The organism is Fusobacterium varium (assembly GCA_021531615.1).
Taxonomy (GTDB): Bacteria; Fusobacteriota; Fusobacteriia; order Fusobacteriales; family Fusobacteriaceae; genus Fusobacterium_A; species Fusobacterium_A varium_C.
The window spans coordinates 26,013-40,366 of sequence record JADYUE010000017.1; the positions used below are offsets into that span (position 1 = coordinate 26,013).

11 protein-coding genes are annotated in these 14,354 nt (G+C 29.1%); 8 read left to right on the plus strand and 3 right to left on the minus strand.

What is annotated here, in order from left to right; translation table 11 throughout:
- Positions 1-39 precede the first annotated feature (39 nt).
- On the minus strand, positions 40-1,671 hold the full coding sequence (locus I6E31_07115; protein MCF2639740.1) for a Na/Pi cotransporter family protein: 1,632 nt from the start codon (positions 1,669-1,671) through the stop codon (positions 40-42).
- Positions 1,672-1,918: 247 nt separating this feature from the next.
- Here I6E31_07115 and I6E31_07120 point away from each other — a divergent pair, with 247 nt between their 5' ends.
- From I6E31_07120 to I6E31_07135, 4 genes are all read left to right on the plus strand, one after another.
- Complete coding sequence (locus I6E31_07120) at positions 1,919-3,067, plus strand: ABC transporter ATP-binding protein (GenBank protein MCF2639741.1); 1,149 nt, start codon at positions 1,919-1,921, stop codon at positions 3,065-3,067.
- Entirely contained in the window at positions 3,054-3,920 is an 867-nt protein-coding gene (locus I6E31_07125; protein ID MCF2639742.1) for an ABC transporter permease, read from the plus strand. The genes I6E31_07120 and I6E31_07125 overlap by 14 nt, the downstream gene beginning before the upstream one ends.
- Positions 3,892-4,686, plus strand: a complete 795-nt coding sequence (locus I6E31_07130) for an ABC transporter permease (GenBank protein ID MCF2639743.1) — start codon at positions 3,892-3,894, stop codon at positions 4,684-4,686. Before I6E31_07125 ends, I6E31_07130 begins: the two co-directional genes overlap by 29 nt.
- An 83-nt stretch (positions 4,687-4,769) precedes the next feature.
- Positions 4,770-5,570, plus strand: coding sequence for a peptidylprolyl isomerase (locus I6E31_07135; GenBank protein MCF2639744.1), 801 nt, complete (start codon positions 4,770-4,772; stop codon positions 5,568-5,570).
- Between the two features lie 98 nt (positions 5,571-5,668).
- On the opposite strand, the gene I6E31_07140 is transcribed toward I6E31_07135, so the two are convergent.
- On the minus strand, positions 5,669-6,331 hold the full coding sequence (locus tag I6E31_07140) for a murein L,D-transpeptidase catalytic domain family protein (GenBank protein ID MCF2639745.1): 663 nt from the start codon (positions 6,329-6,331) through the stop codon (positions 5,669-5,671).
- A gap of 101 nt (positions 6,332-6,432) precedes the next feature.
- Here I6E31_07140 and I6E31_07145 point away from each other — a divergent pair, with 101 nt between their 5' ends.
- A complete protein-coding gene (locus I6E31_07145) occupies positions 6,433-7,779 on the plus strand; it encodes an AAA family ATPase (GenBank protein ID MCF2639746.1) in 1,347 nt (448 codons plus the stop codon).
- Between the two features lie 298 nt (positions 7,780-8,077).
- On the opposite strand, the gene I6E31_07150 is transcribed toward I6E31_07145, so the two are convergent.
- Complete coding sequence (locus I6E31_07150) at positions 8,078-9,133, minus strand: transposase (protein MCF2639747.1); 1,056 nt, start codon at positions 9,131-9,133, stop codon at positions 8,078-8,080.
- A 207-nt stretch (positions 9,134-9,340) separates the two neighbouring features.
- On the opposite strand from I6E31_07150, the gene I6E31_07155 reads away from it, so the two are divergent.
- Genes I6E31_07155 through I6E31_07165 form a run of 3 tightly spaced genes read left to right on the plus strand, consistent with a single transcriptional unit; the run spans position 9,341 to position 14,284 of the window.
- Entirely contained in the window at positions 9,341-10,399 is a 1,059-nt protein-coding gene (locus I6E31_07155) for an efflux RND transporter periplasmic adaptor subunit (protein ID MCF2639748.1), read from the plus strand.
- A gap of 1 nt (position 10,400) precedes the next feature.
- The gene (locus tag I6E31_07160; protein MCF2639749.1) at positions 10,401-13,442 is read left to right on the plus strand and encodes an efflux RND transporter permease subunit; all 3,042 of its coding nucleotides are present in this window, start codon (positions 10,401-10,403) and stop codon (positions 13,440-13,442) included.
- 17 nt (positions 13,443-13,459) lie between these two features.
- Positions 13,460-14,284, plus strand: a complete 825-nt coding sequence (locus I6E31_07165) for a MerR family transcriptional regulator (GenBank protein ID MCF2639750.1) — start codon at positions 13,460-13,462, stop codon at positions 14,282-14,284.
- The last annotated feature ends 70 nt before the right edge of the window (positions 14,285-14,354 follow it).

A 14,354-nucleotide genomic window follows, 5' to 3' on the forward strand; every position in this document is an offset into this window, starting at 1 on the left:
ATTAAAAGGGCTGCAATAAACAGCCCTTTTGATATATTATTAGATCTTTGCATAGTGTTCAATTATATTATAAACGTGATCTGTTGCTCTTCTATAATAGTTTAAAATATCCATATATCCAGTACTTAATTTTGCTGGTATAGTTTCATCATTTTTAGCTTCTTCATCAAAGTGTCCATGTCTTGCTTCTTTATAAAGATTTTTTATAGCTGTATATTTTGATATAGAAAGCATAAATAGATCTCTATCCTTTGTTTTATAAGCTTTATTAATATCATCAAAGAAGTCAAATACCATATGATTTAACTTTTGAAGAGTTTCCTTTCTCTCTTGTGTTAATTCTAAATCATCTTTTTTCAATCTCATTAAACTGTTAGAAACTCTCTTTAGATAGTCACTTATTGTTTCATACTCATCACAAGTTATTAGATTTCCACGAGTTTCTTCTACATAAGAAGCTTCTAATCCCTTATTTAAAATTGTAAAGTTTGCATCTGAAACCTCTTTTTCATATAAGTCTAACTTTTCCTCTATTGCATCTATCTCTTCATTATAAGCCTCTAATTTACTAGGATTATAATAAACTTCCTCTAGTTTAAAGAATATCTCTTTTATATTTGCTGCCATTGTTAAAACTTCTGTTCTTGTTTGATCTATAATAACATTTGGAAGAGTTACCATCAATGAGCTAAGTTTAGTTACTCTTATAACTCCATTATCATCATCTTTAACTATTGTGCATAAGAACTTAGCGAGATATCCTATAAATGGAATAAATAAAATTACATTTATTATATTAAACATAGTATGTGCTGTTGCTATTGCAGTAGCCATGTTTGCTGTTGAATCAGAAAAATGAGCTAAAATACTAAGGTAAGGTCTAAATGTAATTGTTGCCCACATTACCCCTACTATGTTTATAAGAGTATGTGCATAAGCTGCTCTTTTAGCATTTGAACTTGCACCTAATGAAGCTAACAAAGCTGTAACAGTTGTTCCTACATTTTCTCCTAGTACAAGAGCTACTGCTGTTGGATAATCAATAAGTCCTTGTGTTGCAAGTGTTATTGTAATCCCTAATGTAGCTGCTGAAGATTGAACAACCCCTGTTAAAAGAGCTCCTACCATAGCTACTTTTACTACTCCAAAGAAAGAATCTGCTTTAAAAGAGTGGAATAAGTTTATAAATTCTGGTAGTGTTCTAAGTGGACTAAGCCCTTTACTCATAAGCTCTAATCCTAAAAATATAAATCCAAACCCCATTACTGTTAAGGCTCTTGTTCTGCTCTTCTCTCCCTTTACAAACATAAAAGCTATTGCAGCAAAACCAACAATAGGAAGCCCATATTTACCAATATTAAGAGCTAATAACCATCCTGTAATTGTTGTTCCTATATTTGCTCCTAATATTACTCCAAGTCCTTGTTGTAGTGTTAAAAGTGAAGCATTAATAAATCCAATTGTCATAACTGTACTTACTGATGATGATTGAGCTAATCCAGTTACAAAAATTCCCATTAAAATAGCCATTATTCTATTAGTAGTTAAAGCTGCTAATATCTTTTTTAATTTATCCCCTGCTATTTTTTGCATTCCAGAAGACATATTTTCCATCCCATAAAGGAACAAACCTAGTCCTCCTACAACTTTAAACAAAACGTCTAAATACATTCATTTCCTCCTAGATAAATTAATATTTTGTTAAAACTCTGTAAATGTTATGTTAAATCTATGTAAAAAAATTTCAAAAATATCATACCATATTTTCTATAATTCTTCAATTATAGTATTTTTTATTTTTTTATAAAAATTTTGTACCTGAAAACTGGTACAAAATATTTTTAATTTTTTTTCAATTTATGATATAATTAAAGATGTAGTTATTTTTCGTAGCTAAAAATAATATAAAAACTGGATTATTGGAGGTAAAAAAAGATTGAAAAAAGACATTAAAATTGAGAATATCAATAAAAGCTATGATGGAGTACAAGTTTTAAAAAATATCAATTTAACTATACAAGATGGAGAGTTTTTTTCTATCTTGGGACCCTCTGGATGTGGTAAAACTACTCTTTTGAGAATGATAGCTGGATTTATTGAACCGGATAGTGGAGCTATATATTTAGGAGATGAAAATCTTACTTCTCTTCCACCTAATAAGAGAAATGTAAATACTATATTTCAAAAATATGCACTATTCCCTCATTTAACTGTCTATGAGAATGTTGCTTTCCCTTTGAGAATAAGAAAAGTAGATGAAGCAACAATAGATACAGAAGTTAAAAAATTTGTAAAAATGGTTGGACTAAGTGAACATATTAATAAGATGCCTAACCAACTTTCTGGAGGACAACAACAGAGAGTTTCAATTGCTAGAGCTTTAATAAATAAACCTGGTGTTCTTCTTCTAGATGAGCCACTATCTGCTCTAGATGCTAAACTTAGACAAAATCTTTTAATAGAATTAGATAATATACATGAAGAAGTAGGAATAACATTTATCTTTATTACACATGACCAACAAGAAGCTCTTTCTATTTCAGATAGAATAGCTATTATGAACGAAGGAAAAGTTCTACAAGTTGGTACTCCTGCTGAAGTTTATGAAGCCCCTGCTGATGCTTTTGTAGCTGATTTTATAGGAGAAAATAACTTCTTTGAAGGAGAGGTTATAGAGGTTAAAGATAAAGAGTATGCTGTTCTTAAAAATGATAAATTAGGAGAACTAATATTTGAAACTGACAAACCTGTAAAAGTTGGTGACTTTGTACAAGTTTCAATTAGACCTGAAAAGATAAAACTTTCTAAAACTTTACCTAAAAAACCTCATGAAAACTATAATATTTTAAAAGTTTATGTAGATGAGGTTATCTATTCTGGATTCCAAAGTAAATACTTTGTTTGGTTAAATGGAGATAAAAACATTCCATTTAAAGTTTTTAAACAACATGCTGTTTACTTTGATGATAATGATGAAGGAGCTATTTGGTGGGATGAAGATGCTTATATATCTTGGGATGCTGATGATAGCTTTGTAGTAGAGGTGAAAGGAATTGAAAAAAGATAAACTTGGAAGATTATATACATTGCCAATAACTCTTTGGCTACTACTATTTTTTCTTATTCCTATGCTAATTGTAATGGGATATGCTTTCCTTAAAAAAGGAACTTATGGTGGAGTAGAGATGGTATTTTCTTTAGCTAGTTTCTCTGTTTTCACTGATAAGATATTTATTGCTATTTTAATGAAAACAATCTATATATCTGTTCTAGTTACTATATTTACTGTATTTTTATCTGTACCTACAGCATATTATATAGCTAGATCAAAATATAAAAAGGAGCTTTTATTTCTTGTAATAGTTCCCTTTTGGACAAACTTCTTAATTAGAATATATGCTTGGATAGCAGTTTTAGGAAACAATGGATTCTTAAACTCTATTCTTTTAAGATTTGGTATAATTGATGAACCTTTACAATTTTTATATAATACAAGTGCTGTAGTACTTATTTCAGTATATACAAGCTTACCATTTGCTATTTTACCTCTATATGCAGTTATTGAAAAATTTGATTTTTCTCTTATTGAAGCTGCTAGAGATTTAGGAGCTACAAATGGACAAGCATTCTTCAAAGTCTTTATTCCTAATATTAAACCTGGAATAATAACTGCTGTACTATTTACTTTTATCCCTAACTTAGGTTCATATGCTGTGCCTAAATTAGTTGGTGGAACTCAAGCAACAATGCTTGGAAATATTATTGCTCAACATTTAACTGTAACTAGAAACTGGCCATTGGCTTCAACTATTTCAGGAGCTCTAATACTTGTCACTTCTATTGCCATTGTTATCTTTATGAAGATTAGCAATAGAAAAATTAAAATTACTGATGAAAAGGGAGCTGATGACAATGAATAAAAGAAGAACTTCATTATTTTTCTTTTTGCTTTCTATGCTGTTTTTCTATATTCCTTTAGTTATATTGATTGTTTACTCATTTAATGATGGTAAATCTATGGTATGGAAAGAGTTTTCATTTAGATGGTATAAAGATCTATTTATGTATTCAGATAATATTTGGAAAGCATTTAGGTTTAGTATTCTAATAGCTCTTTTATCTGGTGTTATCTCAACTTTAATAGGTACATTGGGAGCTATCGGACTTCAATGGTATGATTTTAAAGGAAAGAAAGCTTTACAAGTTCTTACTTATGTTCCTTTAGTTATACCTGAAATTATCTTAGGGGTTTCTCTACTTATACTTTTTGCAACTATTAAATTTGAGCTTGGACTTACAACAATATTTATTGCTCATACAACTTTTAATATTCCTTTTGTGTTGTTTATTATTCTTTCAAGGCTTGAGGAATTTGATTACTCAATTGTTGAAGCTGCCTATGACTTAGGAGCAACAGAGATGCAAACTCTTTTAAAAGTTGTAATACCTGCTATTTTACCAGGAATTATATCAGGATTTTTAATAGCTGTAACTCTATCATTTGATGATTTTGTTACAACATTCTTTGTAGCTGGACCAGGGTCTTCTACTCTTCCACTACGTATTTATTCTATGATTAGACTAGGGGTTTCGCCAGTAGTTAATGCTCTATCAGTATTACTTATTGGAATATCAATTATTTTAACTCTTTCAACTAAGAGTTTACAGAAATATCTAATCAAATAATTATCTTGTAATTTGTATTATAAGTATAGTATAATGGTATTAAACTAAATTGATAACATTCTAGATGGGAGGATAAATAACCTATGAAAAAACTGATAAAACTTTTATTAATAGTAGCTATTCTTATTACTACTGTTTCATGTTCTAGTTTAAGAAAGATGCTAGGAGCTCAAAATGTTGCTAAATACAATGATATTAGAGCTACATTTGTAACAACACAAGGAGAGATCAACTTTTATCTATATCCAGAGGCTGCTCCTGTAACAGTTGCTAACTTTATCAACTTAGCTCAAAGAGGATATTATGACAACACAAAAATACATCGTGCTGTAGAAAACTTTGTTGTTCAAGGAGGAGATCCTACAGGTACTGGTACTGGAGGACCTGGTTACTTTGTTCCTGATGAGATTACTAACTGGTTAGATTTCTTCCAACAAGGAATGCTTGCAATGGCTAATGCTGGACCTGGAACAAATGGTTCACAATTCTTTATGACTTTATACCCAGCTGAGTTCTTAAATGGACAATATACAATTTTTGGTGAATATATAAGTGATTCTGATTTTGAAAAAATTAGAAAAATGGAGATTGGTGACGTAATTAAAGAGATTAAATTTAGTGGAGATATAGATCTTATTCTTTCATTAAATAAAGATCAAGTTGATCAATGGAATGCTATTCTTGATAAAGAGTATCCTAACTTAAGAAAATATCCTGTAAAAGATATATCTGAATATGGAGATGCAGTTCTTAAATATAGAGAAGAATTAACAAATATCTATACAAGAAAAAATCAAGAAACTGAAGAGGAAAAAGAATATTTTATGCCTAGATTTATTAGAGCTACTGAAAGAAAGATAAAAGAATTAAGAGCTGAAGATTAATTATTAATAGAAATAAAAGGTTACTATAATTTGATAGTAACCTTTTTTTGTACAAAAAAATAGTACAAATCAAACAACCTTGATTTGTACTAACTTTTTTACAAAGAAGCATATCTACTTTTCTCAATATAGTGTTTATCTTTTCCCATAATAAACAACACTGTTTTCCCTTTTATATAGTCTATAACATCCTTAGAAATAGTAGTAGGAATAGCTGGACACCCTTCACTTCTACCTAAAAAACCATATTTTTCAATAAAACTAGGATCTGCATAATCTGCCCCATGCACTACAATAGCTCTTCTGTAAGCATTTGAATTAAATCCCTCTTCTAATCCTTGCAATCTTAAAGAGTATCCATATTTTCCCTCATAAGCATCTCCAGTAATATAGAACCCTAAAGAACTCATATAAGAGTTTCTATTATTTGAAAAGTTAAGTGGCAGTATCAATCCAGAGTTTTTTCCATGTGTTACATAGGTACTATAATCTATTTTCTTTTTATTCAAATCAATTACAAAGAATCTTTTCTCATTAGATGGTTTAGTAAAGTCTATTATTGTAAGGAGTCCCTCTCTCTTATCAGGAATTTTCTCATAACCTTTATATGCTTTTTGAAAAGTATCATATTCCATCTTATTTTCCAATTTCAACTGTGAATATATATCATGTATGTATTTATCCCTGCTTATATTCACACTATTAGTAGCAAAAACCAAATTAGATATAAAAAACAAAAGAAGTAAAACTTTTTTTATCATTACTGCCTGTCCTCCTACTATTCTTTTAATAAACTTTATATTGAAATTATATTTTTTTTCAGCTAAAATGTCAATAAGAATAAGAGTATAGGGGGAATAATATGTACTTAAAAAGTTTAAAAGTTGAAAACTGGCAATGTATACAATATACTAAACCTATCTTTGAAAATCTTATGCTATTTATTGGTCCTACTAACAATGGTAAATCAAGTATTATCTCAGCTATTATGTTTTTCCTTGGATATCGTAATTTAAGAACAAAGGATATTAGAAATCAAAATATTCCTCTGGAGTTAGAAGGAACTTTTCAAAATATCTCAAAAAACACATATAAGCACCTGAAAGAATTTGTTTACAAAAGAGAACTTACTCTAAAAATTCAAAAATACCCAAATTATGATATTCAATATAAAGTAAAAATAAATAAAGATTGGAAAATCATATCTGAAGAAACTTATAGAGAGATAGTATCACATATTCCAATTTTATATATACCACCATTTCAAGATAAAGAACAGATTAGCTTTTTAGTTAATTCACTTTTTGAAATTTTAAAGAGAAGAAATATAAGTGAATCTCTAATGATTAACTCATTAAAAAAACTTGCTAATACTCTTCAAAATGACTATGTAAGTAAAGGATTGTATAGAAATCTTCTATTTGAAATCTTTAGAAGTATATCTGAAGAATCACAAAAGAGAAATCATAGTATTATAGGAAATACCATTGTATTTTTTGAAGAACCAGAACTTTATCTCCACCCACAAGCTGAAAAAGAGCTATACAACGCTTTTATTCAATTGAGCAATCTTGGTGCTCAACTATATATCTCTACACACTCTAGCAACTTCATCAGCTTAAAACACTATAAATCTATATGTATTATGAGAAAGCATAAAGATTTTGGTAGCAGGGCTTTTCAGTTTAAAGGCAGACTTTTCTCTGGTGATGAAGTTAAATATTTCAATATGAACTACTGGATAAATCCTGATCGTAGTGAACTCTTCTTTGCTAAAAAGGTAATTTTGGTTGAGGGACAAACAGATAAAATTGTTCTAGGATATCTAGCTAAAAAACTTGGAATTTATAAATATAACTACTCTATTTTAGAATGTGGTAGTAAAAGTATCATCCCTCAATTTATCAAACTTTTAAATGCTTTTAAAATTCCCTATGTGGCTATCTATGACAAGGATAATCACTATTGGAGAACTGAACTTGAAATTGAAAACTCCAATGATAAAAATCGTTCTATTCAAAGAGCTATTAATTTTAAATTTGGTGATTTTATTGAGTTTGAAAATGATATTGAAGAGGAACTATACAATGAAAAACGTGAAAGAAAAAACTATAAAAATAAACCTTTCTATGCTCTTAAAACAGTAAGTGAAGATGATTATGTAATTCCAGCACGTTTAAAAGAGAAGATTGAAAAAATTTATAAATAATTTTACTATTTTTATAACTACACTTATTATCTAATTATTATTTAAAATTTAGGATAAAAGCGTAGTTTTTTTATAATAAAAATTATTTCTGATTATTCTAATTTAGACCAAAATATTATATAATATTGTGTTGATATATCTAGTAGATTTTAGTAAATTTTATGGGGGAATAGTCAATTACCCAATGAATAAATTCATGGGCTTGTAACTCTAGTACACAAAGTGCTAACGGCTTAATTGCCTCCTTCTTCAAACCTAGGTCACATTCGGCGAGTTGACACTGCCAAAGTCATAGAGTTTACTCTACAACCTCTTTGGAGTTTTGTTTTTCTATATATTCTATACCTTTCCTCCAAAGATTCATTGCTCCTATCCTATCATCATTGGATTGGTAGCCACAATTTTTACAACAGAATATATGGTTCTTTTTATCTCTATTACTTTTCTCTATATGCCCACATTTTGGGCAAGTTTGAGATGTATATTTTGGATCTACTGCTATTACTATAGATTGGTTTAGTTTCGCTTTATACTCTAACATTTTTCTAAATTGATAAAAAGCCCAAGAAACAATTGTATATCTATTATTTATACATACTCTTTCTGTTGACTGCCTAACATTAGTTAAATCTTCAAGGACAAATAATGTATTTTGTCCATAATGTTCAACGAGTGCCTTGGTTATACTGTGGTTTACATCAGTAACATAACGGTTTTCTCTTGTACCAATAGATTTAATTTTGCGTTTAGCAGATTTTGTTCCTAATTCTTGTAGGTCTTTTCTTAGGATTTTGTAATGTCCTCTTTTAGACTTAATAGCTTTTCCACTGAAAAATGTAGTTTTTCCATAACTATCATATACAGTAGCTAGAAAATTAACTCCTAAGTCAATTCCAACAATTTTGTTAATTTGAAATGGTGTAGTTTGGATAAAATCTTTAGTCATTGGAATATGCAAGAAATACTTCTTAAATTTATACACAAGTTTAGCAGTACCAAATGTATATGTTCCATCAAAATATTTTTCCATTCCTTTAGTTTCAAAAGATATCTTTAGTCTACCTTCTAAACTATTGATAGAGAAAATACCATTAGTTAAAAGATAATCTCTATTCCAAACTAAATCATATTCTAAGATTTTAAACTGTACTTTAGTAAAAGGTTGATTATTAGACTTAATAGTCTTGTATTTAGCGAGTACAGTTTTCATAACTGATTGCGACATTTGAGATTTAAGAGCAAACTTTTCTCTAAGTAGATAATATGTAGCTTCATTTAGTTTATGTTGAGAAAAACATTTGTTTTCAAAAGCATAATTTGAAACATAATTTAATGCTTTTCTAACAGCTATCATAGTATCACTTAAAATCTTAATCTGTTCATCAGTAGGATAAATTTGTATTTTAGAAGTAATAGTAATTTCTATAATACATCAACTCCTTTCACTAATAAAAATATATCGTATTTTATAGTGAAAGTCAATTAAAACATTAATTTTTAAGGAGGTGTTAGGGCGATTCCTCCCAACGACTAAAGTCGTGGGTTTCCTCGCCTGTTTGTTATGAAAAAAATTGTTATTATGATTTTGGCACTAAGCTTAATTAGTTGTGGGAAAGAAGCACAAAAAACTGTTGAGAAAAAAGAGACAATTAAGTTGGTAAAAAGTATTGAACTAAAAGAGACAACTATTGATTATGTAAAAGATTACAATGGTGAATTAAAACCTAAAAATGAAGTTGCTATTGTCACTCCAACTGGTGGAGATGTTAAAAAAATATATTTCAAAAATGGAGACAGAGTAAAAAAAGGTGATCTTATCTTAGAGTTAAATGATGCCTCTACTGAATCTGCTTATTATGAAGCTGAAGGAAAGCTTTTAAAGGCTAGATCTAGCTACTCTACTGACAGTATAGCCTTTAGTAAATATAAAAAACTTTATGCTAAAGAGTTAGTTTCTGAAGATGAGTATCTAAATGCTAAAAATAATTTTGAAAATAGCAAAGGGGAATTAAAAATAGCTGAAGCTAACTATATCAAAGCTAAAGATAACTTTGATAGATTAAAAGTTATAGCTAAAATTGATGGAATTATTACTGATTTAGATCTAAAGGAATTTGAAAAAACTTCTCCAAATCAAAAACTGCTAACTGTTATAGATAATAGCATTATGGAGTTGACAATAGCTGTTTCTGGAAAGGATTTAAAAAATAGCAAAATAGGTGATAAAGCTGATATCTTTGTTGAAGAAGTAGGAAAAAATTTAACTGGGACAATTAGTGAGATAAATCTTAGCTCAAATAGCAACACAAAAAAATATTCTGTTAAATTAACTGTTGAAAATAGTGAAAATAACCTATTAAAAGGGCTATATGCAAAGGTTAGACTTCAACATGGAGTTATAAAAGGGTTGTTTGTGCCTAGCCAATCTATTATGATAAAAGATCTATATTCATATATTGTAATCACTAGAGATAATGTAGCTACAATATATAAAGTTACTCCTAAACTTACTATTGGAGATAAGCAACTAATTGAGTTTCCAGATTATAAGGCTGGGGATAAGTTAGTAGTAGAGGGACAATATCTATTAAACAACAATGATAAGGTAAGGGAGAACTAAGATGAAATCAATTCCAGAATTTTCAATAAGAAAACCAGCTACAACGATTATGTTTATAATCTCTATGATCTTTTTTGGTTTTTTAGGATTGAGAAAGATGCCAGTAGAGATGTTACCAAATATAAATAAACCTACTGTTCGTATAAGAATAAAATGGGATGGGGCTACTCCCGATGATGTTGATAAGATGATAACTCGTAAAATCGAAGATGTTTTACCAAATGTTGAAGGGATTGTTGAGTACAGTTCAGAATCTTCAGCAGAAACTTCTCTAATTTTTATTAAATTTAAGTATGGAACAGATGTTGAAACTAAGATAACTTTAATTCAAAATGAATTAAATCAAATTAGAAACAAATTTCCTGATGATATGAAAGAACCTTCAATTAGAAAAAGTTCATCCTCTGACATTCCAGCTCTGACATTCACTCTTTATGGTGGAGATATGATGGAGATGAGAAGTTATGCTGAAAACAATCTAAAGCCTATGCTTGAACGTCTTGAAGGTGTATCAGAGATTGATGTATATGGGGGACAAGAACAAGAAGTAGCTATTGAAATTGACCCTGATAAATTAGAAAACTATAATTTAAGTATAGTTGATGTTTATAATAAGATGAAAAGCTCTAGTATAAATATTCCTGGGGGGATATTGAGAGAGGGAGAAAAAGAGTATCTTATTAAAATTGAGGCTGAAATTGAAACAGCTGATGAGATAAAAGAGATTATTTTAAGCAATAAAGATGGACATCTTTTAAAATTAAAAGATATAGCTAATATAAAAGTTGCTCCTAAAGATATTAAATCTATATATAGAAAAAATGGTGAAGATAGTATTGTTGTTATCATCTCTAAAACAGATGGTGGAAATGCTATTTCAATAGTAAATAATTCTAAAAAACTTTTAGAGAAGAATAGAGGTTCTCTTCCTTTAAATACCAAATTAAACTATGAATTTGATTCTTCTATAACTATTAATAACTCTATAAATAATGTTAAAAATAGTGGTATTCAAGGATTGGTTTTAGCATCTTTAATACTTTTTGTATTTTTAAAGAGTATCTCTGCAACTCTTATAATAGCAGTGGCTATTCCAATATCTATTATATTTACATTTTTCCTATTAAATATGCAGGGAATAAGTATAAACTTAATCTCATTAATGGGATTGTCTCTAGGTATAGGAATGTTAGTTGATAACTCAGTTGTAGTTGTAGATAATATCTTCAGACATATGACAGAGCTTGGAAAAAATAAGATACAAGCTGCTAAAGATGGAGCAGAGGAGATGGCTCTTCCTGTATTGGCATCAACTATGACTACTGTTGCTGCTTTCTTGCCACTTGTTTTCCAAGAGGGATTGGCTAAAGAGCAATTTAATAACTTATGTTATGCTATATCTTACTCTCTTCTTGCATCATTGATTATCTCTTTAACTTTTGTTCCAATGATTGCTAGTAAGATAATGGACCAAAAGAAAAATCTAAATGCTGAAGGTAAAATTATGACTACTTTCAGAAAGATCTATGTAAATAGCTTAAAGTGGTCAATTAGAAGAAGAGGAATAGTCTTATTAATTTTATTTGCTCTTTTCAGTGGTTCACTTTATGTAGCCTCAAAATTAGGTGGAAGATTCACTCCTACAATTGATGAGGGAAGATATGCTGTTGTTGCTAAACTTCCATCTGGTTCAGATGTAAATAAAGGGGATAGAATAGGAAAGATACTTGAAGAGAAAGTTAAGGATCTACCTTTTGTTGTAGACTACACTGTTTCAGCTAATGGAACAAGTTCAATTTTAAATATCAATGCAGGTTTAAAAACTTCAAGAGAAGAGAGCATGTCTGATATTTTGAAAAAGCTTAGAGAAACTTTTGTTGAAATTCCTGATATGGAGTTAACAATCGCCCCAGGTTATAGATTTGGTACTAGAGGGCTTTATGATTTAGAGTTTGAACTTTACTCTGATAATGAGGCTCAACTTCAAATAATCTCTGAACAATTAAAAGAGCAGATTAAAAAAATAGATGGTATCTATGATGTTACCTCTTCATTTGAAGGTGGTAAACCTGAAGGAAAATTCTATATTAATAGAGAAAAAGCTGAATACTATGGACTTGATGTTAAAGAGATTGCTACAATGATTCAAACACAAATTTTAGGTGGAACTCCTATAAAAATAAATAGTGACAACAGTGAGATTGATGTTACATTAAAACTTCAAAAGAAATATAGAGAGTCAACTGGACTGATTTTAGATTCAAGAATCACTTTAAAATCTGGAGAAAATATTAGAATCTCTGATGTAGCAGAGTTTAGAGCTGAAGAAGGTCCATCTAAGATAGAAAAGAAAGATAAGAAAAAGAAGATTGTAATATATGCTAATATGAAAGATGAGCTTGACTTAAAAACTGCTCAAGAATTGGTTATTCAAACTCTTGAAGATATGGGTTACCCAGAGGGAATAACTTATGGTACTGGTGGAAAGAGTGCTGACATGGCTGAAATGAGTGAGCAGCTACAATATACATTTATGATAGCTGTTTTCCTAATATACTTTATTTTAGTTTGGCAGTTTGAATCTTTCATAATGCCTTTTGTTATAATTCTTTCAATTCCACTATCTACAACAGGAGCTTTCTATGCTCTTTATCTAGCTGGACTTAGTATCGATGCTATGGTTTCAGTAGGGTTTGTAATGTTAGCTGGTATAGTTGTAAACAATGCTATTGTTCTAATTGACTTTATCAACTTTAGAAGAGAAGTTGGAGACAATATGAATAAAGCTCTTATTACAGCTGGAAAAACAAGATTAAGACCTATATTAATGACAACATTAACTACTGTTCTTGGTATGTTGCCTTTAATGTTTAGTAATGGTGAAGGTTCTGAAATCTATAAAGGAATGTCTTTTGTTGTTGTATTTGGACTTTCTGCTGCTACACTATTAACACTTATAGTTATACCTATATTCTATTACTTTATAGATGATTTTGTAAAATGGTGTAAAAAAGCAAAAAAAGTTATTTTAAATAAAAAATAAATATTATTGGAGGATTTATGGAAGGTTACTTAACTATAGGAGAGATATCAAAATTTACTGGTGTTCCTATTTCTACATTGAGATATTATGATAGTGAAGGTATAATCTCTCCACTTTATAAAGATAAAAAAAGCAATTATAGATATTATTCTGAAATGCAAATTCCTATATTAAGAATAATATATTATTTAAAAAGGCTTGGATTTTCAAATGACTCTATAAAAAGTCATTTGAAAACTCTAAACTATTCACATACTTTAGATCTTATTTCACAATTAATTCATGATACAAAACAGGAGATTAAAAAGTTACAAAAGCTTCATAAAGAGCTTATTAAAAATAGTGAACAAATTAAAAATCTTATATCTATTGAAGAGAAGATTAACTCCTTTTTTATTGAAGAGTCTGAAAAAATAAAGGCTATATATGTTACAATAACTGAAAGCAATGATGAAGAAAAATTTATAAAAGCTGCTTTTAAAAAACTTTCCCTCTATACTTTAAATACAGAAAGAGAGTTACTTCCCATTGGAGTTTGTGCTCTTACTATTCCACAAGAAAATATAGAGAACAAAAGTTATAAAGAGACTAAATTATTATATATGAAGGATATTAAAGAGCTTAGTGAAAAGATAACTCTTCCTAAAAGAAAATATGCTTGCATGTATTGTAAAGGAAGTTTATTAAAGAAAAAGGAGAATATTGATAGGCTTCTTACTTGGATAGAAGAAAATAATCTTACTAAAAGTGAAGGAGATATACTATTACATTTTCTTGCTGGTCCAGGCTTTATTAAAGCTCCTGAAGAGATTATGTATATTATAAAAGTTCCAATAAACTAATTGGTAACTACTCACCTATTACCTATAAATATTATAAAAAGCAAAATTTTATCCCAATATCAACTAAAGC